At 39.6% G+C, this 26,827-nt stretch carries 23 protein-coding genes and 1 pseudogene; 4 read left to right on the top strand and 20 right to left on the bottom strand.

Annotated elements, in window-relative coordinates; translation table 11 throughout:
• The first annotated feature begins 126 nt into the window (after positions 1 to 126).
• The 3 genes from C3945_RS08490 (at position 127) to C3945_RS08480 (ending at position 2,722) form a co-directional block, all read left to right on the top strand.
• Positions 127 to 1,512: a M23 family metallopeptidase gene (locus C3945_RS08490; protein ID WP_161879269.1), complete on the top strand. Its 1,386-nt coding sequence runs from the start codon at positions 127 to 129 to the stop codon at positions 1,510 to 1,512.
• A 109-nt stretch (positions 1,513 to 1,621) separates the two neighbouring features.
• The gene (gene lgt, locus C3945_RS08485) at positions 1,622 to 2,443 is read left to right on the top strand and encodes a prolipoprotein diacylglyceryl transferase (RefSeq protein ID WP_161879268.1); all 822 of its coding nucleotides are present in this window, start codon (positions 1,622 to 1,624) and stop codon (positions 2,441 to 2,443) included.
• A gap of 45 nt (positions 2,444 to 2,488) precedes the next feature.
• Entirely contained in the window at positions 2,489 to 2,722 is a 234-nt protein-coding gene (locus C3945_RS08480; protein WP_161879267.1) for an SHOCT domain-containing protein, read from the top strand.
• A gap of 119 nt (positions 2,723 to 2,841) precedes the next feature.
• On the opposite strand, the gene C3945_RS08475 is transcribed toward C3945_RS08480, so the two are convergent.
• The 14 genes from C3945_RS08475 to C3945_RS08415 all read right to left on the bottom strand — a co-directional run bounded on the left by C3945_RS08475 (position 2,842) and on the right by C3945_RS08415 (position 17,783).
• Positions 2,842 to 4,242: a sensor histidine kinase gene (locus C3945_RS08475; RefSeq protein WP_161879266.1), complete on the bottom strand. Its 1,401-nt coding sequence runs from the start codon at positions 4,240 to 4,242 to the stop codon at positions 2,842 to 2,844.
• Positions 4,239 to 4,922, bottom strand: coding sequence for a response regulator transcription factor (locus tag C3945_RS08470; protein ID WP_161879265.1), 684 nt, complete (start codon positions 4,920 to 4,922; stop codon positions 4,239 to 4,241). The genes C3945_RS08475 and C3945_RS08470 overlap by 4 nt, the downstream gene beginning before the upstream one ends.
• Before the next feature lie 31 nt (positions 4,923 to 4,953).
• Positions 4,954 to 6,465 carry a multicopper oxidase family protein gene (locus C3945_RS08465; protein WP_237585522.1) on the bottom strand — a complete coding sequence of 504 codons (1,512 nt, stop codon included), beginning with the start codon at positions 6,463 to 6,465 and terminating at the stop codon, positions 4,954 to 4,956.
• A gap of 264 nt (positions 6,466 to 6,729) precedes the next feature.
• Complete coding sequence (lgt, locus tag C3945_RS08460) at positions 6,730 to 7,566, bottom strand: prolipoprotein diacylglyceryl transferase (RefSeq protein ID WP_161879264.1); 837 nt, start codon at positions 7,564 to 7,566, stop codon at positions 6,730 to 6,732.
• A gap of 71 nt (positions 7,567 to 7,637) precedes the next feature.
• Complete coding sequence (locus tag C3945_RS08455; RefSeq protein WP_161879263.1) at positions 7,638 to 8,258, bottom strand: adenylate kinase; 621 nt, start codon at positions 8,256 to 8,258, stop codon at positions 7,638 to 7,640.
• Positions 8,259 to 8,389: 131 nt separating this feature from the next.
• Positions 8,390 to 10,510, bottom strand: coding sequence for a heavy metal translocating P-type ATPase (locus tag C3945_RS08450; RefSeq protein WP_161879262.1), 2,121 nt, complete (start codon positions 10,508 to 10,510; stop codon positions 8,390 to 8,392).
• A 112-nt stretch (positions 10,511 to 10,622) separates the two neighbouring features.
• Positions 10,623 to 10,826, bottom strand: a complete 204-nt coding sequence (locus C3945_RS08445; protein WP_161879261.1) for a heavy-metal-associated domain-containing protein — start codon at positions 10,824 to 10,826, stop codon at positions 10,623 to 10,625.
• 81 nt (positions 10,827 to 10,907) lie between these two features.
• Positions 10,908 to 13,373, bottom strand: coding sequence for a heavy metal translocating P-type ATPase (locus C3945_RS08440; RefSeq protein WP_161879260.1), 2,466 nt, complete (start codon positions 13,371 to 13,373; stop codon positions 10,908 to 10,910).
• Between the two features lie 15 nt (positions 13,374 to 13,388).
• Positions 13,389 to 13,838 carry a CopY/TcrY family copper transport repressor gene (locus tag C3945_RS08435; protein WP_202623329.1) on the bottom strand — a complete coding sequence of 150 codons (450 nt, stop codon included), beginning with the start codon at positions 13,836 to 13,838 and terminating at the stop codon, positions 13,389 to 13,391.
• A gap of 175 nt (positions 13,839 to 14,013) precedes the next feature.
• A complete protein-coding gene (gene gap / locus C3945_RS08430; protein WP_161879258.1) occupies positions 14,014 to 15,015 on the bottom strand; it encodes a type I glyceraldehyde-3-phosphate dehydrogenase in 1,002 nt (333 codons plus the stop codon).
• Between the two features lie 358 nt (positions 15,016 to 15,373).
• Positions 15,374 to 15,964: a YdhK family protein gene (locus C3945_RS08425; RefSeq protein WP_161879257.1), complete on the bottom strand. Its 591-nt coding sequence runs from the start codon at positions 15,962 to 15,964 to the stop codon at positions 15,374 to 15,376.
• Between the two features lie 169 nt (positions 15,965 to 16,133).
• Positions 16,134 to 16,604, bottom strand: coding sequence for a DUF305 domain-containing protein (locus tag C3945_RS08420; RefSeq protein WP_161879256.1), 471 nt, complete (start codon positions 16,602 to 16,604; stop codon positions 16,134 to 16,136).
• 79 nt (positions 16,605 to 16,683) lie between these two features.
• The gene (locus C3945_RS12055) at positions 16,684 to 16,806 is read right to left on the bottom strand and encodes a hypothetical protein (RefSeq protein WP_272928091.1); all 123 of its coding nucleotides are present in this window, start codon (positions 16,804 to 16,806) and stop codon (positions 16,684 to 16,686) included.
• A gap of 524 nt (positions 16,807 to 17,330) precedes the next feature.
• Positions 17,331 to 17,783 carry a reverse transcriptase domain-containing protein gene (locus tag C3945_RS08415; protein ID WP_237585523.1) on the bottom strand — a complete coding sequence of 151 codons (453 nt, stop codon included), beginning with the start codon at positions 17,781 to 17,783 and terminating at the stop codon, positions 17,331 to 17,333.
• 23 nt (positions 17,784 to 17,806) lie between these two features.
• Here C3945_RS08415 and C3945_RS08410 point away from each other — a divergent pair.
• Positions 17,807 to 18,181, top strand: a pseudogene (locus C3945_RS08410) (transposase); the annotation flags it as partial.
• A 517-nt stretch (positions 18,182 to 18,698) separates the two neighbouring features.
• Here the strand turns inward: C3945_RS08410 and rsmA are convergent.
• The 6 genes from rsmA to C3945_RS08380 form a co-directional block, all read right to left on the bottom strand.
• Positions 18,699 to 19,604, bottom strand: coding sequence for a 16S rRNA (adenine(1518)-N(6)/adenine(1519)-N(6))-dimethyltransferase RsmA (gene rsmA, locus C3945_RS08405; protein WP_161879255.1), 906 nt, complete (start codon positions 19,602 to 19,604; stop codon positions 18,699 to 18,701).
• On the bottom strand, positions 19,591 to 20,166 hold the full coding sequence (gene rnmV / locus C3945_RS08400; protein ID WP_161879254.1) for a ribonuclease M5: 576 nt from the start codon (positions 20,164 to 20,166) through the stop codon (positions 19,591 to 19,593). The genes rsmA and rnmV overlap by 14 nt, the downstream gene beginning before the upstream one ends.
• Complete coding sequence (locus C3945_RS08395) at positions 20,167 to 20,949, bottom strand: TatD family hydrolase (RefSeq protein WP_161879253.1); 783 nt, start codon at positions 20,947 to 20,949, stop codon at positions 20,167 to 20,169.
• A 106-nt stretch (positions 20,950 to 21,055) separates the two neighbouring features.
• Positions 21,056 to 23,110, bottom strand: coding sequence for a methionine--tRNA ligase (metG, locus tag C3945_RS08390; protein ID WP_161879252.1), 2,055 nt, complete (start codon positions 23,108 to 23,110; stop codon positions 21,056 to 21,058).
• Positions 23,111 to 23,224: 114 nt separating this feature from the next.
• On the bottom strand, positions 23,225 to 24,049 hold the full coding sequence (locus tag C3945_RS08385; protein WP_161879251.1) for a Cof-type HAD-IIB family hydrolase: 825 nt from the start codon (positions 24,047 to 24,049) through the stop codon (positions 23,225 to 23,227).
• A 185-nt stretch (positions 24,050 to 24,234) separates the two neighbouring features.
• Positions 24,235 to 26,646 carry a glycoside hydrolase family 31 protein gene (locus C3945_RS08380; RefSeq protein WP_202623328.1) on the bottom strand — a complete coding sequence of 804 codons (2,412 nt, stop codon included), beginning with the start codon at positions 26,644 to 26,646 and terminating at the stop codon, positions 24,235 to 24,237.
• Between the last annotated feature and the right edge of the window lie 181 nt (positions 26,647 to 26,827).

The following is a 26,827-nucleotide window of genomic DNA, read 5'->3' as shown; positions in this document are numbered from 1 at the left end:
TGTAGATTGTATGGAGATGAACGAACTCCATACAATCTACATATTTCATTGATAAAGTATTCGTAGGAATTAAATAAACGCATTTATTTCAAGATTTTAATAAACTATACATAGGGAGAAACAGACATGAATAAAAAACAAATCTTTTCTATCGCAACAACTCTGCTATTAATTGCACCAACCTTCAGTTCTTTAAAAGCGGAAGCCAGTTCTACAAAACTGGAGGAACTGTTCCAACAAGAGGCAGAATTAAACAATCAATCAGAAGAGTTAGATATTGAAATTGGACAAAAAGAACAAGATTTGAAAACATTAGAACAAGAAAAAAATCAATTACAAATAAACATCACTGAATTGCAACTAGATATTGATAATCTAACAGGAGAAATAGAGACTCAAAAAGAAGAAATTAAACAACTTGAAGCTAACATTGAGCTTCTTCAGAAAGAAATCAAAGATCTAAAGACTCAAATCAATCAGCGTAATGAACAATTAGCATCGCAAGCACGTTCTGTTCAAACTCAGGCGAATCCTCAAGATATTGTGGACGTATTAATATCCGCAGAGAGTGTGTCAGATTTATTTGGACGCATTGGGGTTGTCACGCGATTGTTGAATGCCAATCAAAATAATTTACAGATGCAGATAGATGACCAACTAACGTTAGAAGACACAGAAAGCCAGCTGAAATTTGAACAAGAGGAAGTAGAAAGAATTAAGGTTCAATTAGAAGGTAATCAATCACAATTAGTTGATCAACGCAAAACCTTAGAAAACAATATTATGCAAGTAGCTGAACGATACGAGTTGACTGCACAAGAAAAAGAGTCGTTTATCAACGAGCAATTATTTATTGCAAAGCAGATGAGTACTTTGCAAAACGAAGTTGAAACAGAACAACAACGTATTGCTGAAGAAGAGCGATCAATTGCAGAACAAGAAAGAAAAGCTGAAGAAGAACGTCAAATTGCAGAAGCAAAAAGGAAAGAAGTAGAAAATGAACAAGTAAGTACAACCAAAACAGTTGAACAAAGTCAAGATAATAATAAGACTAATGTGAATTCAAATATTACAAGTTCGAGCACTTCTTCAAAACCCGACAATACTCCTAAAGAGAAAGTAACGACTTCTGGTTGGATTATGCCTGCAAGAGGCCGATTTACCTCGCCGTATGGATGGCGGACACACCCCATTTTTGGTGATCGAAGATTTCATAATGGAGTGGATATTGCCGGAAGCGGACCTATCGTAGCAGCGAGGTCTGGTAGAGTCGTAAAAGCCTCTTACAATAGCGGTTTAGGCTATTATGTAACAATTGACCATGGAGATGGGTATCAATCTATATACTCTCATATGCAGCCAAATCTTTCTGTTTCCCTGGGACAAGAAGTGTCTCAAGGTCAACAAATTGGTATCATGGGAACAACAGGAAATTCTACAGGTGTTCACTTGGACTTCCAGATAATTAAAAATGGCTCTACTGTCAATCCAGCTCCTTATATCGGTCTTTAAAAAAATTCCAGCTAACCTCGCGTTACTATTATTAAATCATATATAGCAGTTGTTTTATTAATCTATCTATAAATTATACACCTGCATTAAAAGGAGAAAAATTGTAAATATGACAACAAATATTATCGATCCAGTCGCTTTTTCGATTGGACCAATCACCGTCTATTGGTACGGTGTAATCATTGCTACAGCTATGTTGCTAGCTATCACGTTAGCTTCAAGGGAAGGAAAAAAACGAGGCTTTGAAGAAGATACTATTACAGATATGATATTTTGGACGATACCTATTGCTTTTATAGGAGCAAGATTATATTATGTATTGTTTCAGTTGGATCATTACATACAAAATCCCTTAAAGATTGTCGCAATTTGGGAAGGTGGTCTCGCTATTTATGGAGGCTTGATTGCAGGTGGGGTAACTATCTACTTTTATACAAAGAAAAAGGGAATCTCATTAGCGTTAATGTTGGATGTTTTAGCACCTTATGTCTTGTTAGCTCAATCTATTGGAAGATGGGGAAACTTTATTAATCAAGAAGCTCATGGCGGAGAAGTGACACGTGCCTTTTTAGAGAATTTATACCTTCCAGATTTTATCATTAATCAAATGCAAATTAATGGTTTATACTATCACCCGACATTTCTTTACGAGTCATTATGGAGTCTTGTAGGAGTCGGTGTAATTATTATTCTACGGAACCGTAAAGGCTTGTTAAGACAAGGAGAAGTAGCTCTTAGCTATGTTATATGGTACTCAGCGGGAAGGTTTTTTATAGAAGGTATGCGAACGGATAGTCTTTGGATTGGAGACTTTCTACGGGCTTCTCAAGGATTATCTCTCCTACTTTTTATTGGTGCCATAGGAATCTGGGCGTATCGCAGGAGAGACTACCCGCCAAAACCGTACTATCTAGAAGGGATTAAGGTTTGAAGAAGAGAATAAACGGATTTGAGAGTTAAAGGAGGACTGCTTACCATGGCGGATTATTGGAACCTATTAATGCACGGAGGAATGGGCTCCATGATGTGGATGGGATTATTTTGGATAATACTATTAATTGTGATTGGGTATTATATTGTCAAGTATCTCACTGATAGGACAAGTGATAGAGAAGGGAAAGAAACACCTTTAGAAATACTTAAGAAAGAGTTGGCACAAGGAAACATCAAAGAAGAAGAATACTTGAAGAGAAAGAAACATCTAGATTGAAACAATTGAATAATAACCAAAAAAAGCAGGAAACAGTTCCTGCTTTTTTCGTCTGGAAATACTCATTTATCTTCTTTTTTCAGGAGACTTATCATAATTTGGAGCACTTTTAATGAATTCTATTCAGTTTTAGGAAGTTCAATTGTAAATGATGTGCCCTTTCCATATATACTGTCTACAGAAATAGTCCCTAGATGAGCATGCACTATGCTTTTTACAATAGAAAGTCCAATTCCTTGACCACCAAATTGACTGTTTCTGGATGGCTCCGTCATATAGAAGCGTTCAAATATTTGACTTAACTCATCAGGAGGAATTCCTTTTCCATTATCTACTATTTGAAATGAAATAATGTCCTTACTTTGTGAAACATAAATATCAATTTTTCCACCAGTAGGAGTAAATTTAATGGCATTAAACAAAAGGTTGGTTATAACTTGATGCATTTTATCCTGATCTGCGAAAACAATAACAGAATCCCCTCTAATTGAACAATCAAGTTTACTGTCCATTAGCAATGCTTGAAAATTGTCCACAATTTGTTCGGATAACTCTTTAAGGTCGAAGCTTGACTTTTGTAGCAAGGACTCCTGACTTTCTATCTCATTGATTCGATCGATTTCACTAATCAAACGAGTGATACGATTAATCTCCTCATAACAACGATAGAGACGTTCTTCTGAGACTTCCCAGACACCATCGACCATAGCTTCTATATTTCCTTTTAATGTCGTTAATGGGGTTCGTATCTCATGGGCAATATCGGATGACAAACGATTTCGAATGACCTGCTGAAGTTGAAGTTGCTGAGAAAGCTCATTCACTGAATTTTTAAGATCGTCAATCTCCCCAACTCCTGATTCGTCCAAAGAAAGACGGCTGTAATGACCTTTCTTAATATCCCCGGTAAAATTATTGATTGCGACAATAGGTGCACTTAGTTTCTTAGCTACTATTATTGCAAAGAAAAGAGAAATGAGAAGAGAGATGAAGGCCACCCAGATTAAGATACTTCTCATATCAGAAATGAAAAGAGCTTCATGTTGTGTATAAGCGAAAGGACCTCCGAATTGTATCTCAACGGTGCCTATTTGTTCACTACCATTATTATAGAGGGGAATTTGAGTTTGCGAGCGATCACTTTCTGTATTCTCCATCGCATTCTCCATGTCTAGAAGATGATTATGAACCCTAACATTCGCCTCTTCTGCTTCATCCGGGGATGGACTCCATAATAGCTGCTCCTCCTCATCATATATCTTAAGAAGTATTGTACGTCGAAGAGCATTTCTACCCAAAATCTGGAGTTCTTGTGACTGCCCCTCCCAGGTATCGTTTTCTTGATAAATAATTTCTAATTCATTACTGTACTCTTCTAGCTCTGACTCTTGCCTCTCTAATACATAGTCTGAAAAGTGACTTTCCATTAAATTCAGTGTTATCCAGCTGAAGCTGCCTACAAGAATAAAGGAAAAAGAAATAAAGGAAAGTAGAAGTTGCCATTTTATTGTACGCTTCACTTTTGACCACCAAATCGGTAGCCCATTCCATATGCCGTCAAAATATAATGAGGGTTGCTTTTATTGTCTTCTATTTTTTTTCGCAAATTCTTGATATGCGTGTCGATAATTCGATCCGTTCCCTCAAACTCCAATCCTTTCACAGCATCTAACAGTTGCTCGCGGGAAAAGAGTTGAGTGGGGTGAGAAGCCAACAGAACCAATAATGCGTATTCAGTTGGTGTTAAAATTACTTCTTTTCCTTTCCTGAAGACCTGCTTTCGGATAGGGTAAATTTCCAATTCTCCTCCTTCAAAGGACAATTTTTCTTCTTGTGTTTCGGGCCGTGCACGTCGCAATACTGTTTCCGCTCGAGCCACTAGCTCTTTAGGGCTAAAGGGTTTTGTCAAATAGTCATCTGCTCCTACTTGTAAACCTTTCAAGATGTCCTGTTCGGTTGTTTTAGCCGTGAGCATGATAATTGGAGCGTTAGAAGACTCTCTGATTTTTTCACAAACTTCGATCCCGGATATATCTGGAAGCATAAGATCTAGGACAATGAGGTCTGGCCTTATTGTCGCAGCTGTCTCTAAGGCTTCTTGTCCGTCCACAGCTCGGAAAACTTGGTAATTCTTGACTATCAGGTACGCCTCCAAAATTTCTAAAATGTTAGGTTCATCATCTACAATTAAAATCTTCATAAGTTTCCCCTTCTACTCTCTATTCTAGGTTCTATTCTACCAAAACCTGTCCCATCATTCCATTGTCCTCATGTTCCAAGATATGACAATGCATCATAAAGATTCCCGGTTGAGAGAATTCGATTTCAATTTTGACAACTTCCCCCGGAGAAACGAGGAAAGTATCTTTCCACCCTGATTCATAGGCTTCTGGAGGACTTCCGTTCCGAGAAAGTATACGAAACTGGACACCGTGGACATGAAATGGGTGGGGCATGTCCCCCATCATCATAGAGGTATTCGGCACTGCAATGTCCCAGACTTCCTTTTTACCTTGTTCAACGGTAAAGTCAATGCGTTCCAAATCAAATTTTCTTCCGTTTAGTGTCACCATGTGTCCCATTCCACTCATCTCAATTTGTCGATCTGGTAAGGAGTCAGCTTCCACTGGCGGTAAATCATTGAGTTTTTCTGGTAAAGGCTTAAGACTTCCTGACTTATCTCCTGTTATTTGAAGTGCTAGGATTTCTGTTGTCGAGATGTCAACAAGGGAAACTTCCTCTCCCACTTTATACTTACTCATGTCCACTACAATTTCTGCCCGTTCCCCCGGTGAGAGAAGGAACTCTTTTCTTTCTACAGGTGTTCCTAGGAAACCGCCATCTGTAGCGATTTGGTAAAATAAAGAGTCATCAGAAAGACGCAATTGATAGTTTCGAGCATTGGAACCATTGACTACACGCAGGCGAACCCATTCCTGTCCTACTTCGATATAGGGACGAATCGTCCCATTTACCAATGGGGTGTCTCCCGTGGTCCCATCAAAATTATAGACCGTATCATAATTAAACTGGTTATCCTCATCAAAAAATCGTTCTTGTAGAATGAGGGGAAAGTCATTGATTCCATACTCTTTCGGGAGATCCAAAGAGTCCGAATGCTCATCTTCCACAAAAATCAATCCAGAGAGACCATTATAGACCTGTTCAGCAGATTTTTGGTGTGCATGCGAATGGAACCAAAGGGTCGCCGCTTCCTGATCCACTGTAAAATCTACCTCTGCGCTACCTTCTGCTTCAATCGCATGGTGAGGGCCTCCATCTACATCAGAAGGGATCTTCAGTCCATGCCAGTGAAAAGTGGTCTCCTCTTCCAATTTATTTTGAAGATTGATATGAACCTGCTGACCTCTTCGCACTTGTAAAACAGGCCCCAAATAAGAACCATTATATCCGTACGTCTCTGTGAGTGGTCCTTCACGGAAGGAAGTCTGACCTTCATCGGCTACTACGGTATAGGAAACTTCCGTATCGGTCTCATAATCGCTCTTAAGGAGAGTGGGTAAGTGTAATTTGCTAGACGGCTGCTCGGGTGCCTTTAATTCTACTGTGTTTGTTTCCCTATTCATGCCGTTTCTGCCGCCCATCATATTTCCCATTGGATTGTCATTAAGGTCAAAAGAGGGACCGAAGTTAAGCGGGAAGAACATAAAAAAAAGAAAAACGAGCACAAGCAAGGCGATTCCCAAGAAAAACAATAATGGAACCAAGCGTTTTTTATTCATATAAATTCTCCTTGTCTCCACGAGAATTCTATTCTTATGGGTTCTATCAGAAGGTTAAGGCAATACTCTTTATGCTTCTATCAACTTAAAAGTAACTACTAATAACCGTTTACAAATGTAATTGCTTATCGCATAGTTATTTTATACTCATCAGTAAGCAGCGTCAACCAAGAAATGAACTAATCCCAAGTTGATTCAACCAATTAAAACAATGACTCAACCGTTATTTCCTCCTGACTAATTAAATACTTATATTTGAACTTTTTACTTTTTAGACAGTTTTAGGCTTTCTGAGTAAAAGGGTTTTGATGGGTAATCTCTCCGACGATAAATCCAGAGCACGATTGCGCTAATAAACAGCACGAGTGATAGCACTTGGGAAGCTCGCATAATATCCCCAATCCACAAACTATCGGTGCGCATGCCTTCTATAAAAAAACGTCCAAATGAATACCAGATGACATAACTAAGAGCAACTTCTCCTCGACGTAATAGGCCTTTCTGATTCCTTAGGATAATAAGAAGTATAAAACCTAATAAACTCCATAACGATTCATACAAAAATGTCGGGTGGTAATAGGTACCGTTGATGTTCATCTGTTCAATAATAAACTCTGGTAAATAAAGAGTTTCTAAAAATTGGCGACTCACTGCTCCACCGTGGGCCTCTTGATTGATAAAATTTCCCCAGCGACCAATCGATTGAGCTAGGAGGACACTAGGTGCCAGTATGTCTAGTAAAAGAGTTAGCGTCATTTTCTTTCTTCTTGCAAACCAGTATACTGCGAGACCACCCGCAATTAGCCCCCCATAAATGGCAATTCCACCATTCCAGATGGCGATGATTTCACTCGGATTCTGTATATAGTAGTCCCATTTGAATAAAACGTAATAAAGTCGGGCACCGATAAAGCCAATTGGTATGGCCCATAATGCCATATCTACCATGGTATCTTCTTCAAGTCCCAGTTTTTGAGCTTCCTTTGTAGCTAATGAAATGCCGATCAGCATCGCTAGAGCAATAATAATTCCGTACCAATAAATTTTTATCGGGCCAATTGAAATAGCAACTGGATCGATTACATTAAGTAAAACATTCATTCTTCAATCCCCTTCATAGCTTACATTAGTTAATTGTTTTAAATCACATAATTTAAGTTCAATTTGTGTAGTTATTTGTTTACAGACAATAAACCCTCATTTATATTGTCAAACACATTGTCAAAATCCCCTTCACCATTGATAACGTAAAGCAGATTTTGCTCCTTGTAGAAGTGAATAAGTGATTCCATTAATTCCTTATTAATGTGTAGCCTATTTTCAATCACTTCTGGTTTGTCATCCAGTCGAATTTTTTCCCTTTTTGCTTCGATTTGGGAATTTCCTTGTTTTTCTTTTGAACGAAGATTCCCTCGTTGCGCTAACCGATGTCTTAACGTATCCTGACTTACATCTAAAAAGAAAACAGCGTCTAAATTCTGATTTTGACTTTGTAGGTAAGCTTCGAGCACTTTTGCTTGATGTAGGGTACGTGGGTAACCATCCAGAACAAAGCCATTTTCAACATCTTTTTCTTGTAAGCGACTCTTAACCAATGAGTTTATCCACTCATCTGGAACTAGCTCTCCTTTATTCATATATTCTTGCACTCTGAGTCCGAATGTATCTTTCTCCTTGGCTGCTTCTCGTAACATTTCACCAGTTGAAATAGCCGTCAGGTGGTACTTCTCTGCGATTCTTTTAGCTTGAGTGCCTTTCCCAGCACCGGGTAACCCTAAAAGGACCAGCCTCATAATTTTTCCTCCTTATAAACTAAAAAAGGAAGAGATGATTTTTTAAATTATTCCATCTCTTCCTTTCCTGTGAAACTATTGTATTTTTACACGATAAGGTCATTCAATTATTTCATGTGCCAAATAACTGTTTATTTTGGCTCTAATTTCAATGTCATAGCATTGATGGCAACAATAACGGTCGATAAGGACATGAGGACGGCGCCGAAGGCCGGACCCAAGGTAATGCCGATAGGAGCAAGGAGGCCAGCAGCAATTGGAATCGCGATAAAATTGTAGCCTGCTCCCCATACCAAGTTTTGTTTCATTTTACGTGTCGTCTTGTTTGCTAACTCGATAAAGGATTCAATATCCCCTGGATCAGACTGAGTAAGGATAACATCCGCAGAATCCAAAGCTACTTGCGTTCCAGCTCCGATTGCAACCCCTACGTCTGCCATCGCTAGGGAGGGTGCATCATTAACGCCGTCACCAACCATAATGACTGTTTTACCTTGATTTTTCATTGATTCTACCAAGTTATATTTATCTTCTGGCGATTGATTGGCTTTGTATTGAATACCTAAAATTTCTGCGACCCCTTGTGCGGCTTTCTCGTTATCACCAGTAGCCATGAGTGGTTCAATACCATATTTTTTCAGCGCCTCGATCAAGTTTCTGCTGGTTTCTTTCAGTTCATCCCCCAATGCGACAGCGCCGATTGCTTCATTATTTTCTACAAGGATACTTAAAGTGGCGCCTTTCGGAATATCCATACGCAATGCTTTTCCGTATGCCTTTTGGCTGATTAATTGATAGTGGTGGCCGTTCGCCTCCCCTTCTATTCCTGCTCCCGAAACGATTTCAATGGAGTCAAAGGAAACTGACTTAATGCCTTTCGCTTCAGCGTGGTTCACAATCGATTGGGCAATCGGGTGACTGGAGCCCGCCTCTATACCCGCCAACAAGCCTGTAATTTCTTCTTCAGAATATTTATCACTCAAAACAGTGACGTCCAACACTTTAAATTCACCAGTTGTTAAAGTACCTGTTTTATCCAATACCATAACATCCGCTTTAGTAGTTAATTCCAAAGCTTCTCTATTTTTAACCAGTAATCCTCGGCTTGCACCCAAACTAGTACTACGTGATACTACCAAGGGAATAGCAAGACCCAAAGCATGTGGGCAGGCAATAACTAACGTAGTCACAGTAAAGATAACGGCTGTGGGTAGGTCCGCAATGATCATCCAGACTATTAGAGCGATTAAAGATACTACAACGGCAATGGAGAACAACCAGCTAGCTACTTTGTGAGCCACATTCTCTGCTCGAGATGGTTGGCTTTGTGCTTGGCTAATTAATGTTTGTACTTGTGAGATAAAGGACTTATCCCCTGTTTCTGTTACTTCTACATATAGGACACCACTACCATTTGTTGACCCACCAATGACTTGATCTTTAACATTCTTTTCGATTGGCTTAGATTCACCTGTTAAGAGGGCCTCGTTTACACGGGATTCTCCGCGAATAATGATACCATCAGCTGGAACATTTTCTCCTGCTTGAACACGGATAACATCTCCAACCTGAAGTTCAGACACAGGACGAGTTTCAATCGAATCATCTTCTAAAACAACATGAGCGTCTTTTGGCAATAATTCTGCTAGAGCTTTTTGCGCATCCCCTGCTTCACCCAATGCCTTCATTTCAATCCAGTGTCCTAATAACATGATTAAAAGTAACGTTGCAAACTCAAAGAAGAAGTCCATGACATGTTCTCCGGTCACATAGCGAGTGGCCACTGCGTAAACACTATAGGCATAAGAAACCGTTATTCCCAAAGTAATCAAGGACATCATGCCTGGAGCTTTTGAATTAAACTCATCTTTCGCACCCATGTAGAATGGTTTTCCGCCATAAATGTATAGAATTGTTGCCAATACAACTGCTACAACGTCTGCATAAGGAAAGATAATTTGGAAAGGCAACTGAATATCCATCATAGGAGTAATGAGTAAGATTGCAATTCCTAATGGGAGTGACTTCAAGAAAATCTCCTTAAAGCTACCGTGATGGTGGTGGGCATGCCCTCCCATTGCGCCATGATCCATTTCACTGTGATCCATCGCACTATGATCCATCTTGCTGTGATCCATCTGACTATGGTCCATCTTGCCGTGATCCATCGTACTATGGTCCATCTTGCTATGGTTCATTTTATTGTCCGCGGTATGTTTATGCGACGAATGATTGCTGTGTTTATTACCCATATACGCTCCTCCTAAATTTCTAAAAAAGACCTCACTTTTTCTTCTTGATATAAAAATGTGAGGTCCGTCTTATGAATATACGTGTGACATTTGCACTAATTATAGTTCGTTTCTATTTCACTAAAGAATATTTCGTATCGGCTAGCGCAGCATTGAGTGTTTCGGTATCAATCTCTGTTTGACTTTCCAGTACTGCTTTTTTAGTCGCTAAATCAACCTCTACAGATTCAACCCCTTCAATAGCTGAAAATCTTTCTTGCACCGTGTTCGCACAACCTGCACATTTTACGCCATCTAATAAGACTTCTTTTTTCATTATTTTATTCCCCTTTTTTTTTATCTTCTCCTATTATATAGAATAGGAAGAAGTTTAAATCCCAGATAAGCTACGTGTTTTCTAAACAACTGCTGGTTTGAATCGTCTTAACCGTAAAGCATTGAGCAAGACCGATACGGAACTGAAACTCATGGCGACTGCCGCAAACATTGGACTCATCAATGGTCCGCCAAAAATATACAAGAGACCCATCGCAACTGGAATACCTACAAGGTTGTAAGCAAAAGCCCAGAACAAGTTTTGTTTAATGTTTCGTAGCGTTGTATGACTTAAATCAATCGCAGTCAATACAGCCGTTAAATCGTTACGCATTAGGACAATATCAGCTGATTCTATCGCCACGTCCGTACCTGACCCAACTGCAATTCCGATATCTGCTTGAGCTAATGCGGGTGCATCGTTAATGCCGTCTCCAACCATCGCTACCTTCTTGCCTGCCTCTTGTAGTTTTTTGACTTCCTCTGCTTTATCTTCAGGTAATACTTCACTTAATACACTGTCTATACCCACTTGCTTAGCAATCGCTTTGGCTGTACGTTTGTTATCTCCAGTAATCATGATTACTTCAACACCGCGTCTTCTAAGTTCTTTAACAGCCTTCATACTATTTTCCTTGAGTGTGTCAGCTACTGCGATAATTCCAGCTAGTTCTCCATCAACAGAGAGATACATCGGTGTTTTTCCTTCGTCTGCTAAACGATCGGATTCTTTTTCCATGCTTGATAAATCAATCTTTTGCTCTAGCATCAGTTTACGGTTTCCAATGTACATATCTTTGCCCTCAATTTCAACTCGAATCCCGTGTCCAGGAATCGCTTCAAAATGATCTGGTTTAGCTAATGTCATGTTCTCTTCTTTTGATTTCTGTACGATGGCTTCGCCTAATGGGTGTTCAGAACCTGTTTCACCGGAAGCTGCATAATATAAAAGATTTTCTTTAGTAATAAGAGGAGTTACCAAAACATCCGTCACGATAGGTTTCCCTTCTGTCAGTGTCCCTGTTTTATCAAATACAATCGTGTCTAAATTATGAGTGGTTTCTAACGCCTCACCACTTTTTATCAAGACACCATGTTCTGCCCCTTTTCCGGTTCCAACCATAATACTTGTTGGAGTCGCCAAACCTAAGGCACATGGACAAGCAATGACAAGGGTTGTTATGATAACGGATAAAGCAAATATACCAGATTGACCTGCAATTAACCAAGCAATCCCTGCTAAAACGCCTAATGCTATAACAATCGGTACGAAATATCCGGTAATGATATCGGCCATTCGAGCAATGGGTGCTTTAGACCCTTGAGCATCTTCTACTAATTTTATGATTTGAGATAGAGTTGTATCACTTCCCACTCGAGTCGCGCGGTAATCAATGGAACCATTTTTATTGATACTAGCCCCAATAACCTCGTCTCCACTTTTCTTTTCCACGGGGATACTTTCTCCTGTCAGCATTGATTCATCGACTGAAGTGCGTCCCTCAACAACAACACCATCTACAGGCATACTTTCTCCCGGACGAACTCGAATAACATCTCCTAAAGCGACTTCGTCCACAGTAATCTCTTGTTCCACACCATTACGTATTACTCGAGCTGTTTTAGGAGCCAAGTTAACTAATTTTTCAATAGCTGAGGACATTTGCCCCTTTGAGCGTTCTTCTAAAAATAGCCCTAATGTATGGAGCGCCAAGATAACTCCAGTTACTTCATAATAAAGTAAATCGGAAAAGTTGCCGTAACCCAGGCCTGTCCCGATTGTCGCAGCAAGGCTGTAGACGAACGCGGCAGCCGTACCAAGCGCAATCAGAGAATCCATATTGGGGTGCCCTTTAAACAAGCTTTTAAATCCTTTCTGAAAATATTCCCAGCTCACTACCATAATCGGCACTGTCAAAATAGTTTGTAAAAGAGACATATTTAATGGATTTGTCATTGGGTCAATGATATTTGGTAGTGGCATGCCTACCATATGACCCATGGATATAATCAATAAAGGAACCGTAAATATAATTGATACCCAAAAGCGATTTAAAAGTTGCTTCATTCTTTTTTCTTTTTTCTCACGCTTCTCTGCTCGTGAATGATCTTGAGTATCCGTAGTCTCTAATACGGCTGCATAACCACTATTGGATACAGCACCAGTCACATCAGATACTGAAATTGCCGACGGGTTATAGGAAACTTGCATTTTTTCTGTCGCTAAATTGACGGAAGCTTTATCTACGCCCGACAACTTTCCGACGGCTTTTTCAATTGTCTGTGCACAGGATGCGCAGGTCATCCCTTCAATTGCAAAGGTTTGCGTCTTTCCCTCTTGGGCAATCAGTTCATACCCTGAATTATCCACCGCTTTTTGTAGATTTTCTACCGAAAAAGTTGGTTCATCGTACTCAATACTTAACTTCTCTGTTGCTAGGTTCACGGAAGCTTTTGTTACCCCACTTACCTTTTTTGCTGCTTTTTCTACTGTCTGCGCACAAGACGCACAGGTCATACCTTCAATACTAAACACTTTGCTTTCCATTCTTATCCCCCTCTGTTAGGAATGATGTAAGTGACATTCACATTGTCCCATTACACATTCACACGGAACTACTTCCAAAGCGCTTTCTGATTTTTTCTGCAATAGTTCCATTAAACTTGCAATATCCTTTTTGCTCAGTGCTGCTTCCTCTACCAAATCAGCAATGACCTTGCCATTATGTTTGTTACAAACCCGAGAAAGGATATCTTCTGTGTATACATCCATACTCTCTTGCTCACTAACTTTCGCAGTGTAAATGAACTTTCTTCCTTCTGGAGAAGTAGCCAGTGCGCCTTTTTCAACCAAACGGCCTATCAACGTTTTGATTGTTGGGGCCTTCCATTGCATTTTACTCTCTAAAATTTCGATGATTTCTCGACTGGTCACTGACCCGTGTGCCCAAACAACCCGCATGACTTCCCATTCAGCGTCTGTAATTTTAATTTGGATATTCATCACCATTATTTCTCACTTCCCTTTTACATTTACAATCGTAACCTACAACCATAGTCTACACTCGTAAACTGTTGTTGTCAAGGAATTTTTATTGCGTCTCATATAAAGCATTAAAAATACCTATCTACCTTTAGATGATACACGCACCTTCCATATAGATACCAGGCATCAGATGAATAAGGAGTTAAACCAACTTCGAAAAGTGTTCTACAAGACGGATCATATTGCTTACAAAGCCATATTCGTTATCATACCAAGCAACTGTTTTAACCAATTGTCTCCCATTTGCATCTAATACTTCTGTTAACGTTGCATCAAAAACGGATCCATGTGTATCACCCACGACATCGGAGGAAACAATTTCATCCTCAGTGTACCCATATGAATCATTCGCGGCTGCCTTCATCACTTCGTTAATCTGATCAACGGTTACCTCTCTATCCAAAACCGAGAACAGTTCTACAAAGCCCGCAGTAATGACAGGAACCCGTGTGGTGGTACCCGTAATGATCCCTTTAACCTCTGGAATGACTTTTCCTAATGCGTTGGCAGCGCCAGTCGTAACAGGAATGACATTTTGAGCACCTGCGCGACTTTTACGTCCCCCGGAAGCATCTTGCATGTTTTGTGTCGCTGTATAGGCACGCGATCCTGACATCAGGCCTCGTTGAATCCCAAACTCGTCCACTAATATTTTTGTCATTAAGGCTAAACCATTTGTCGTACAGGAAGCGGCGGAAATAATTTTGTCACTTGGACTCAAAATCTCTTGGTTGACACCAAAGACAACGACTTTCGTTTCTTCATCTTTAGTTGGTGCTGAAATAATTACTTTTTTAGCTCCAGCGTCTATGTGTGCCTGTGCTTTTTCATTAGTTGTGTAGAAGCCTGTACATTCCAAAACGATATCAATGTCCAAATCGGACCATGGTAGTTTTTTGGCATCCTTTTCTTCGAATGTTTTAACTTCTTTGCCATCAACCAGAATTGAATCGCCTCTTACCTCGATATCATAAGGGAAAATCCCATATGCAGTATCGTATTTTAAAGAGTAGGCTAAATCCTCATTATTTGTTAAATCATTTACTGCAACAACCTGTAGTTCTGAGTCCCTCAACTCTTTAATACGGCGAAATGCTAAGCGTCCAATACGACCAAACCCATTAATAGCTATTTTTATTGTCATTTAATCTCATTCCTTCTTTTTTTATTTTGATTACAACTGTAATCTGCTTAACGATTATAGATTACAGTTATAAACTATAATTGTCAAGCTATTTAATCCTTAGTTAAGAACAAAAAATTCGTTGTTCTTCAAAGACATTCTTTATCATAAATTTAGAATTTGTTTCATCGAAAGCCCAATTCGATAGGTCGAATCTAAATCTTACGTTAGTTTACGATTGTATTCCTTTGTATGCTCGCAGCCTATTCAGGTAAACAAATCACGTCAATAGTTCTTTTTGGAAAATTAAAAAGAAGAGCAGCTGAGAATTCCTCTCGGCTGCTCTTCCAATATTCTTTTTTAGATACATCCCTGTTTCTTACTCAGCAGAAAGCTCCGAGTCGGTTACCCATTTATGGTTCTTGACTTCCTCTCCACCCGTGGTTGGCTGGTAGTCAATCATGTATACTGTGGTGCTTTTAGCATCGTCAATCGTAGCCGTTGCGCCTTCCATGCCTTCCGTGTGGTTGGCTTCCAAGGTTACCTCGTCTCCTGGTTCGAAAGGTTCCTCTCCTGCATCCGCAATCTCCTCGTGAATTACCCATTTGTGATTCTCTTCGCGCGGGCCGCCATTCGTAGGATCATAGGATACCTCGTAGGCTACAGTGTCAAAAGCGCCCACAATCGTGGCTTCTGCCCCCTCCATGCCTTCCATGTGCCCGTCTGTGATTGTTGCCGTCTCCCCCACGTTGTAGGTAGGATTTTCAGCTTCTTCCAAACCTGCTGGGATTTCACCAGATTCATCGTGCACCATGCCACCGTGATCACCACTTTCTGAAGATGTTTCTTCGGTTGTCGTTTGATTTGTATCTGTTCCAGTAGATTCATTTATCTCGTCACTGCCACATGCTCCAAGTAATAAGGCAGATGACAGTAAAATAGTTCCTATCCATTTTTTATTCTGTTTCATTTTTTTTCCTCCTGAATTTTAAAAAATAAAGCTCTAAATTTAAAGTTCATACTAACATAATTCTTTTATAAATTCAATTATAAAAATGGGTCGGTTAATAGTAACTTGAACATTCTTTTACGTTCCCACCGCAGAAATCAGTTTAGATTAGTATGACAATCTATGCTGTTTAATCATCTAGAGTTTGCTTCCCATTTTCCTCTATGTCTTCTATCAATTGTTCCATTTCAGCAATTTCTTCTTCTTGTGCTTGTATAATTTCTTCGCTTAATTGCTGTGCTCGTGAATCTGTGAGATTGGCATTTTCACTAGTCATAATAGCGGTAGAGTGGTGTGGAATCATGGCTCTCATCCAAGCAGTATCGTCTACGCCAACTTGGTTTTGAATAAGCCCAAACGATCCCAACACGAGTAAGACTGAAAGCCCCATTATAACGGCGTTTAATTTTTTATTATCATACATTTTCCACATAAAACCCATCATAATTATTGCCATGACAGCCCCCATTAGAATAGCCATATAAACACGGGTTTGACTAAAGTAAATATGTGCAAATTCATTAACATTCACAAACATTAGAAAGTACATCACAACAGTAGAAGTTAAAATCATTAATCCGAAACGTATATATTTATTCACAGTTAAACTTCCTTTCTTAGTAATTTTTTATTATTAAAAAATTTTAAAATCGACAAGTATTTTAATGTACCAATCGTGATTATTGAACTAATTCCTCTTCAACAAACCATTTATGATAAAGAGCGACCTCCTCCCATCTGTTGGCTGATAATCCACCATATAAATATTCGTTGTTACAGTTTAACTTCAATTGACTCAGCAATTTATCTCCTCCAATAATAAGTTTCATCTACAGATGTAGATATAGACTATGTTCTTAGTTTATGGCTGTCTATCTACATTGTCAAACATTTCGATTTTTTATTAATTACAAGTAAAGACTTATGTCTGTTTACCATTTTTTCAATAGTTGAGAAGCGGTTCTACAATAAAGAAGTAGACCGTCCTAGAAATTAAAAACAGAGTAATTATTCGTTAGATCGTCTTTAAATCGTTTATTAATCTCACTAAGTTTTATTTTAATTGTTTTAGAGGGCTTCTTTTACAAGTTCAGTCAAGCCCATAACCTTGTGTAAAATACTATGGATTTATTCCTCTGGAAACAATGGTGGACTGGTCTAAGAAAGAAGTGAAACTGCATGGAATTGCGCTCAAAAAAATGTGACACACTTACGGAGAAGGAACCATTAAAAGATAAAAACGTGACATGGAGAGCCTGAATGAAATGGACGATGCCAATCCATCATTCATCAGCTCGACGATGTACTGCCCGAATTATGGAGATCTTTAAGAGAGACGGATAAAGAACAGTTCTTGACCAAGTATGGACGGAAATGGGAAAAATTCAGGAGTCCGGTACCAAAGCAGACCGGACTTCAAAAAGTTCCAGATAATTCTTAATATCACTTTGTCATGAATATAGTATTCGAGATTATTTCTTAAAATCTGATGATTGATAGTGTCGAAATAATTCTTCAAATCACAATCTACCACCACTCGATAGCCTTCTTCATAGTAGCCAATCACGTGCTCGATTGCTTGATGCGCGTTCCGGCCTTTACGGAAGCCATAACTGTATTCCGAGAAATGTGGGTCAATAATCGGGTCAATGACCTGTAAAATCGCTTGTTGGACAACACGATCCCTGACAGTCGGTATTCCTAAACGACGGACACCGCCGTTTGCTTTGGGTATTTCTACCCGTTTAACCGGCTGCGGTTGATAGGTACTGTCCTTCAATTTCCGGACAATCGCTGACCCGCCCAAAAAAGAATTCAAAATCGTTTAGAGAAGCAGTAAAAACGATTTTTAAGTTTACGGATATTGAACTCGCTCGAACAGCTAAGAATGCCTTAGTCGGTGAATATATCTACCAGTCTAAATATACAAAAGCCTGCGAAACATTAGATAATGGCTTTGAAGATGCCTTTCAATACACGGTTATCGGAAGTAGCCACAATCGGCTAAAAAGCACCAACCTTCTTGAACGACTGAACCAGGAAGTCCGCAGAAGAGAAAAGATTATCAGGATTTTTCCCAACCGATCGTCCGCCAATCGATTAATTGGTGCTGTCCTTATGGACCTTCATGATGAATGGCTTAGTTCTACAAGAAAATATATTAAGTTTGATCAATGAGAGACCTGTAAAACATTGTATAGTATTTTACACAGGATTATGGACTTGACTAAAAATCAGGATAATAATATCTGAAATAAAATAAAAACCATTACCCTTTTTCCAGTAGTAATGGTATATAGCATTTGTAAGCAAAGTTTAGAAATTAAAAAAGGCTTCCTACCAGCCTTTAGAAGCTGATAGGTAACCTTAGTAAAGCTATTATGGAGTTGAGGGGGCTCAACACGTTGTCCCAACAATTAAAAAAGCACTTTATCCGTCAATTAAATCAACAGATAAAGTGCTGTAAAGTCAGTAAACAAACGAGACTGCTCCATACCTTAAGAGAGAGTCATCTCCACACTGCTTAACCCACTCCCTCCGCTGGTATGATCCAGTTCAGGTCACGTCAGAATTGCTTTCACTTTTCTGATAGGGATAAGGCTTATTCGCCACTTTCAGGACTACTCATGGCACATCGGCCACCAAGAACTCTCCCAGGGTATTCGGGTATTCGGTTATTCAATTTTGTTTTAGTTTAAAGGTTGTCGCTTTTTAACTCAAGGCCTCTAGCTGATATCGTGTCAGAAAGGACCGCGAATTCGTTGAGGGATAAGGTTTCCCCTCTTCGCTTTGGATCTATTCCAGCCTCATTAAGCGCTGCTTCCAATTGCTCCTTAACTTCCGGCTCTTTACCAAACGCATTGACCATATTATTCCATAGTGTTTTACGTCTTTGGACAAAGGCTGCTCGGGCTATAGCGAAAAACAACTCTTCATTTTTTACGACGAGTTTCTTGTCTTCCAATCTGGTCAACCGAATAATTGCTGATTCCACGTTCGGCTGAGGTACGAAGACTGTCTTAGGCACAATAAAGGCTACCTCTGCCTTCATATAGTACTGGACGGCAATGGATAATGAGCCATATGCTTTCGTACTTGGACTGGCAGACAGTCGATTAGCCACTTCTTTTTGCATCATCAATACCATGCGATCAATCGGTAGGCTTGATTCTAAAAACCGCATAATAATAGGTGTTGTAATATAATATGGTAAGTTAGCCACCATGACAATATCTTTAGCCTCTTTTAAATAGGTCTCATACACCTCTTCTAAATTTGCTTTCAACACATCTTGATGCAGTATGGTGACATTGGAATAGGGTGACAAGGTATCTTCTAATACAGGAAGCAGGCGTTCATCAATTTCAAACGCAATCACTTTCCCAGCTTTTTTAGCCAATTGTTCAGTCAATGCACCGATACCTGGCCCTACTTCGATGACTGTCGTGTCCTTCGTCACATCACCTGCACTGACTATATTCTCAAGGATATTCGTATCAATAATGAAGTTTTGTCCTAGGCTCTTTTTCGCAGCCAAGTCATATTGTTTAAGGATCTCCATCGTCCGTTTAGGTGTTGCGATATCTTTATGATCTGTCATCCACTTTATCCTTTCGTATGGTCTCCAACGCTTGCGTCACGTCTTCCTCAGAAAAACCAAACATGTTTAAACGTTTCTCAAGTTGTTTCCCATTTGTATAACCAATCCGTAAATACTCCCCAAGCTTCTCTCTTCTATCACTTGCTTCAGGGGTACCGATTAACCCAACTTTCATCAAGAAGACCTTGGAAATAGTCGGTTGATAGTCTATTTTCTCTTCCACCACGTGGTTAAGCGCTGATTGAATCGCGTCTATAGAAGCATGCTCGATGCCAATACTTTCTTTCGTTTTTGTTCGGTTTCTTGCTTCACTCTTTGTTAAAAAGGCATGCTTCACTCCTGGGACATGTTCCGATATGATTTTTCGAATGCTTTCACCGGGTCCATCTGGATCAGTAAAAACTATAACGCCTCTTGTTTCATGAGCTAAGGTAATTTGATTCAAAATAGCTTCATTAATCGCCGATCCATTCGTTTCAATCGTATCGGCATTAACAGCAAGTAAGATTCTCTTGGTGTCATCTTTACCTTCAACCACGATAATTTCTTTTATCTTTTCCACTTAGCGACTCCCACGTTCTTCAATTTGAAAGAGTTTCAGTGCATTGTTTGTCGTTTGGCGAGCCACTTCTTCCAAAGCTAGGTCGCGCTGCTTAGCGATTTCTTCTGCAATATATTTGACGTAAGCAGGCTCGTTTCGTCTGCCTCTATACGGCATGGGAGACAAATAGGGTGCATCGGTTTCAACAAGTAGCTTATCAAAAGGAACGGATTTCGCCACTTCTTTGACTTCTGGTGCATTTTTAAAAGTGACCACACCACTTAAAGAAATATGCATCCCAATATCTAGAAATTTTTCCATCCAATAGGTGTCCAAGTTAAAACTATGCATAATCCCACCTGTGTCACCGGCATGTTCTTCTTTGAGGACTTCATAGGTATCTTCAGTGGCTTCTCTATTATGGATACTAATGGGTAAACCTAATTCTTTAGCCACACGTATTTGCCTACGGAAGACATCTTTTTGCACGGACGCTGGAGAGGTGTCCCAGTAATAGTCCAATCCCATTTCACCCATAGCCACTACTTTAGAATCTTGGAGCTGTTCGATTAACACACGCTCTATTTCTTCTGTATAAGTAGCTGCCTCAGTTGGATGCCAACCAATAATGGAATAAATACCCTCGTGTCGGTGACTCAACTCCATTGACTTTTGAATGGTTTTTGTATCAAATCCTACCACTGCCATTTTAGTTACCAAATGATCAGCAGCACGCTGAATAACAGCTTCTTCTTCTCCTTCAAACTGGTCAACATTTATATGTGTATGCGTATCAAAAAGCATCCTATTTCTCCTTTATTGTGTTCGTCATGTCACTTCTAGTCTAGCTTGTCATAATAAAGATTCCAATAAAGAAGCCTGTCAGCCTCTTCACTGGAATACTTTTTTATTAGGCTACAGTAGAGCCATTTGGCATGTGTGCGGGTGCTTCGATTAGTGTTAAGTTGCCTTCAGTATCTTCGGCGGATAAAATCATGCCCTGACTAATTTCACCACGCATTTTACGAGGTTTCAAGTTAGCTACAACGAGCACTTTTTTACCGACTAACTCTTCAGGGTTAGGATAAAACTCAGCGATGCCTGATAGTATTTGACGGTGTCCACCCTCATCACCTGCATCCAATCTGAATTTCAGCAGTTTATCTGCTTTTTCAACTTTCGATACAGCAATGACTTCTGCCACTTTTAATTCCACTTGATCAAAGACATCATACTTAATTGCTTTCTCTTTTACAGAAGAAAGAGTGACCTCTTCAGGATTAAAGGCGTCTTCCATGGCCGCCTCTTCAGTTTCTTCGGTGTCACTTCCACCCATCCATTTTTTAATTTCTGCGGCCTCTTCTTCTACATCAAGACGTGGAAATAGAGGGGTCCCTTTTGAAATAACCGTTCTATTTTCAGGGAAGTTAAAGAAGTCAACTTTATCAAAATGAATCGCTTCTTCAGTTAATCCTAGTTGTTCTGCAATGGCTTTTGATGTATGAAGTAAGATAGGCTGGAGAAGAACAGCTGTAATACGCAAGCTTTCTGCCAAATGTACCATGACACTTGCTAAGCTATTTCTCTTTTCTTCATCTTCTTTCATTTCACGGGCCAGTACCCATGGCTCTGTTTCATCAATGTATTTATTTGTACGAGAGATGAGTTTCCATACTTCTTGCAAAGCTAAACTGAACTGCATATTATCCATGTGAATGGTGTACTCATTGATCGACTCTAAAGCCGTTAAGCGAAGATCAGCATCAAATGGCGTCACATCTCCATTATAAGCAGGAACAGTGCCATCAAAATACTTATTCATCATCGCAACCGTTCTGTTTAGTAAATTCCCTAAGTCATTTGCTAAATCAGAATTGATTCGTTGTACAAAGTCCTCTGGAGTAAATACTCCGTCACTTCCAAAAGTCACTTCACGCATTAAATAATACCTTACAGCATCAATGCCGTAGCGTTCGACTAATTGTTCAGGGTAAATAACGTTTCCTTTTGATTTAGACATCTTCCCGTCTTTCATTAACAGCCATCCATGACCGAAAACTTGTTTCGGCAGCGGTAAATCCAGGGCCATTAATAAAATTGGCCAGTAAATGGTATGAAACCGAACGATTTCTTTCCCAACCATTTGAACATCCGCAGGCCAAAACTTCCTAAAGAGCTCAGGCTGGTTATCATAGCCACCCAAGTCAGGATCGTAACCTAAAGCGGTAATATAGTTAGTCAGTGCATCAATCCATACATAGATAACATGTTTAGGGTCACTAGGTACCTTGACGCCCCAGTCAAATGTTGTACGTGAAACAGCCAGATCTTCTAGTCCAGGCTTAATAAAGTTATTAACCATTTCATTCTTACGCGATTCGGGCTGAATAAAGTCGGGGTGTTCATCGTAATAAGTGAGCAGGCGATCAGCGTATTTACTCATTCTAAAGAAGTATGATTCTTCTTTGACTAACTCCACCTCGTGACCACTCGGGGCCACTCCACCAATCACCTTTCCAAATTCATCACGGTAAACTTCAGCCAACTGCGTTTCGGTAAAGAATTCTTCATCCGATACAGAGTACCATCCAGTGTATTCACCCAAGTAAATATCACCATTGTTCAATAGCTTTTCAAAGATTTTACCGACAACGGCTTTGTGCTCAGGGTCCGTCGTACGAATAAATTTATCGTGTGAAATATCCAGAGTATTCCATAAAGACTTAATACTCTCAGCCATACTATCTACATACTCTTGAGGTGTTTGGCCAGTTTCTTGAGCTTTTGTTTCGATTTTTTGGCCGTGCTCATCTGTACCTGTTAAATAAAAAGTGTCTATCCCGTTTAATCGCTTGTAACGGGCCAAGACATCACAGGCAATAGTCGTATAAGCATTGCCAATATGCAGCTTACCACTTGGATAATAAATAGGGGTTGTTATATAAAATGCGTTTCGTTCAGACACGTGAATGTCCTCCTTTTACAATGCTTCAATATTTTTCTTTATAAAATTTAGCAGCTTATCTTTACCAGTATAGCATAGCTTTTGCCCAGTAAAAAGTTCGGTATGAACCTAGACTTAAATTAAACCAAAATGTTTTAATGCTTTTTCAATGCCATCGTCATCTACTCTGGCTGTCACGTGATCCGCTATGTCTTTAATTTCATCCCATCCATTACCCATGGCTACGCCAGTATGCACATACTTAAGCATTTCAAAATCGTTCGGGCTATCTCCAAAAGCATAGGTGTCTTCTTTTTTAGCACCCGTTTTTTCTAAAAACTTCTCGATGCCGACCGCTTTTGACATGCCTGCGCTGATGATATCCACTGTATACAGATTGGACCGTGCAAAATGCAAGTCTTGAAAGTCCGCTCGGTATTGCTCCTCTTCTTCCATAGACGTTTCCAAGATAACTTGATAAATAGCTTTTCCTTCATATTCTTTAGGATTGGGTGGTCTTTTTATAGCTCGTTTAAATAATGACAGTTGATACTTACCAGGAATTAATTTCCCAAGAGTCTTTAAGGCCGTCCACACTGAGCTTCTTTTAGCTAAAGAGACGATGCTGTTACTGAAAATATCTTCACTGCCACATAAAATAATGCCGTTTTCCCGCTCAGCTGCTTGACTCACCAATCTATCAACGGTTTCTTTTTTTATAGGATTATCAAAAATAATATCCCCTTCATACATAATGAGTTGCCCATTCATGGCGATGATGTTTTGAATACTTAACTCTTTACTAATGTCATGAATCAAAAGAGGCGAACGTCCTGTTGCAATAACTGGAACAATGCCATTTGCTTTTAATTGCTGAATTGCTCGTTTGGCAGATTCTGGAATCTGATTATGCTTGTTGACCAATGTCCCGTCAATATCAAAAAATACTGTTTTCGTCATATGCCGCTCTCTCTTTCTAATTAAATTCTCTTTTACGCACTTACAAACTAATCAATATTGTAACATGTATTTTAAATGGAAACTCGCAAAAAAGGAAAGAATATCAGCTTTCTAACAAGCGATTTCCTTTCCTTTTCATTTATGTTTTAATATATCTTTTAACGCATGGCTTGTATTTAAGTGACTTAATCTACTTCTTGAGGATTGGCCCAGACAATTTCACTAATGGCATCCAGCAAATGCATCTCTAAGTCGAGAGCCAACAATGCACTAATGACTCTTGAACTGGTTTTACCTTTCACAACTGTCGTGTAAATCTTATCTTTTAAATCAGTTGATAACTCAGCACGATCCAAGAAACGGAACAATTCGCCGTGCATATCATTGCCTTTAATGCTCACACCTTTGAAATAAACCCTATAAGAACTATCAATGGCGTGTTTCGGTATGGTGATGGTCATTACTTTTCCTTTTCTGGTGACCTCTACATCAACCGACTCATCATTGACATACACTTCAGGTTTTTGACTGCTTGACACATTCATCATAGTCAGTTTGAATTGACGCTCTTCAGGCAACACATCCGTATTTCCTTCTGGGGGATTAATTTGGAAAATAGCCCAATCATCATTTTCCTCTTTCCAAATAAGAGACATTTTTGTCGATGCCGTTTCGATGCCTTTTCCTAAACCGTCATCTTCATAGAGGGTAAAGTTTCCGTCAGCCCCAGCAAAGACCTTAATTTCCATCTCTTCAGGGTTATTCACATGGTTGCTGTAACTTTGACTCATCGGTATCATCCCACCTGCTTTTACAAACACAGGCATGGTCGATAATGGTCTATAGACGTCTATCGTACGATTCCCTTCATACACGCGACCATTAAAGAAATCCATCCACAAGCCGTCTGGCAACCACACTTTTACGCCACCCAGCTTCAGGTTATCATTTACCTTCGTCGTAATCGGAGCAACGATCATTTGCGTCCCAAAGTAGTATTGGTTAGGCACATCGTACGCTTCGTCTTGATACGGGTGATGGTAGTACATTGGACGAATGAGTGGCAAGTCATCTGTGTGATTCAACACATTCATTGTGTAGAGATAAGGAACCATTCGGTGTCTCAGTCTCATGAAGTCCGTCACAATGGTTTCTGCTTTCTTACCGTAGCGCCAAGGTTCTTTACCGTTAAACTCACCGTCCTGGCTGTGTAATCGGTTAATAGGTGAAAACACACCGTATTGAACCCAACGGACAAACAACTCACTGTCTTTCTCTCCACCCATATGTCCACCAATATCATGACTCCACCAACTGTAACCCACATTGGATGCAGTTGACGTAAAGTAAGGTTGGAAATCAAGCGTCGCCCAAGATGCGGCCGTATCTCCAGAGAATCCAATAGGGTATCGATGAGATCCTAATCCAGCATAGCGTGAAAATATAAGTGGGCGATTATCTCCGCGACCATGATCCATAAAGTGGTAATGGTTTAACATCCATAACGGATCTAAGCCCTCTACTTTTGAAATCCCACCTTGCTGCCAGTCAATCCACCAAAAATCAACACCCATGTCTTCGTGTGGATGGTGTAAATGCCTAAAGTAAGCATCAAGGAATTCGGGGTTAGCTATGTCAAAGTTTATCGATTCTTTGTTTTCAACATTTACCCCTAATTCTCTAGCCATCGGTTCATACATTTCTTCATAAGGTTGTACACCGTTTGCCGGGTGAAGGTTTAAAGTAGACCAGAGTCCGTGATCTTTTAACCAAGATAAAAACTCTTCGGGATCAGGAAATAAATCATTATCCCATGTATAACCGGTCCAACCTGATCCATATTCAGGGGGAACATCTGTTAAATGCCAATCCATATCAATAACAGCTACTGAAAAAGGAATCCCTCTATTCTCAAATTCCATCATTAATTTTTTATAACCTTCTTGCGAATAAGGGTAATACCGACTCCACCAGTTTCCTAAAGCATAACGTGGAAGGAGTGGCGTTTTACCCGTTAACTTGTGATACGCCCTTAATGTTCCTAAATAATCCCGGCCATAACCAAAATAATACATGTCGACTAAATCAGTCGGCCGTTTTTCAACCCAGCCGTCTTGGGTTAATCGCATGGATTTTCCGTCGTCAAATACAGAAAAACCGTCTTTATTCATTAAGCCTTCTTCAAGTTCAATCGCCCCGTCTGTAAAGTCCAAGGTACGAGCCGTTCCTTTTAACGTTTCTGGCATTTCACCAAAATACCACGTGCTGTGATACAGACTATAATTCCCAATCGCTTCAATGCGGAGGTTGTGTTTAGTGAAACCGCCTTCTTCCTTATAAAAAATCAAGTGGGCATGGGATGTCAAAATTTCAATATTCTCATCCGTATCTCTAACCTCAAATTCGGGTGTTTCAAAGTTTCTGTTCAGTACGGTTTGGGTGGCTTCATCTTCGAAATGACCTTCTGGATTATACTCGACACGAATTAATGCAGAGGTTAATACAGTGAAACGGTAATTTTTCCATATAACTATCGACTCATCTGGTGCTTGTGGGTTTGTATCCATTCTAAATATATCTTTTCGATTTTTAACCAACAGCTCTCATCCTCTCGTTTTTCCTTAGTTATAGTTTAGCATACATAAAAACAATAGACACAGACAAGTGAGATGCTTTTATTCCTTGTTATCATACTTATTGTTAGTGTAAAATAAACCTCGGTATTTGATATAATTGGACAAAAAGAAACGAGACCTTTAATCTTAAAGTTACCACACA

The sequence above is a fragment of the Alkalibacterium sp. MB6 genome (genome assembly GCF_009935905.1).
GTDB lineage: Bacteria > Bacillota > Bacilli > Lactobacillales > Carnobacteriaceae_A > Alkalibacterium.
Note: the sequence above shows the minus strand (reverse complement) of the source record. Positions and strands in the feature narration are given on the sequence as shown.

Excerpts from the sequence above, each read along its gene's own strand:
- C3945_RS08440 (WP_161879260.1), bottom strand. The coding sequence starts at position 13,373 with ATGGAAAGCAAAGTGTTTAGTATTGAAGGTATGACCTGTGCGTCTTGT.
- C3945_RS08465 (WP_237585522.1), bottom strand. The coding sequence starts at position 6,465 with ATGAATAAAAAACGCTTGGTTCCATTATTGTTTTTCTTGGGAATCGCC.
- C3945_RS08450 (WP_161879262.1), bottom strand. The coding sequence starts at position 10,510 with ATGGGTAATAAACACAGCAATCATTCGTCGCATAAACATACCGCGGAC.
- C3945_RS08490 (WP_161879269.1), top strand. The coding sequence starts at position 127 with ATGAATAAAAAACAAATCTTTTCTATCGCAACAACTCTGCTATTAATT.
- C3945_RS08455 (WP_161879263.1), bottom strand. The coding sequence starts at position 8,258 with ATGAGGCTGGTCCTTTTAGGGTTACCCGGTGCTGGGAAAGGCACTCAA.
- lgt (WP_161879264.1), bottom strand. The coding sequence starts at position 7,566 with ATGAATGTTTTACTTAATGTAATCGATCCAGTTGCTATTTCAATTGGC.
- C3945_RS08425 (WP_161879257.1), bottom strand. The coding sequence starts at position 15,964 with ATGAAACAGAATAAAAAATGGATAGGAACTATTTTACTGTCATCTGCC.
- C3945_RS08395 (WP_161879253.1), bottom strand. The coding sequence starts at position 20,949 with ATGCTTTTTGATACGCATACACATATAAATGTTGACCAGTTTGAAGGA.
- C3945_RS08445 (WP_161879261.1), bottom strand. The coding sequence starts at position 10,826 with ATGAAAAAAGAAGTCTTATTAGATGGCGTAAAATGTGCAGGTTGTGCG.
- C3945_RS08480 (WP_161879267.1), top strand. The coding sequence starts at position 2,489 with ATGGCGGATTATTGGAACCTATTAATGCACGGAGGAATGGGCTCCATG.
- gap (WP_161879258.1), bottom strand. The coding sequence starts at position 15,015 with ATGACAATAAAAATAGCTATTAATGGGTTTGGTCGTATTGGACGCTTA.
- C3945_RS08385 (WP_161879251.1), bottom strand. The coding sequence starts at position 24,049 with ATGACGAAAACAGTATTTTTTGATATTGACGGGACATTGGTCAACAAG.
- C3945_RS08470 (WP_161879265.1), bottom strand. The coding sequence starts at position 4,922 with ATGAAGATTTTAATTGTAGATGATGAACCTAACATTTTAGAAATTTTG.
- lgt (WP_161879268.1), top strand. The coding sequence starts at position 1,622 with ATGACAACAAATATTATCGATCCAGTCGCTTTTTCGATTGGACCAATC.
- rsmA (WP_161879255.1), bottom strand. The coding sequence starts at position 19,604 with ATGACAGATCATAAAGATATCGCAACACCTAAACGGACGATGGAGATC.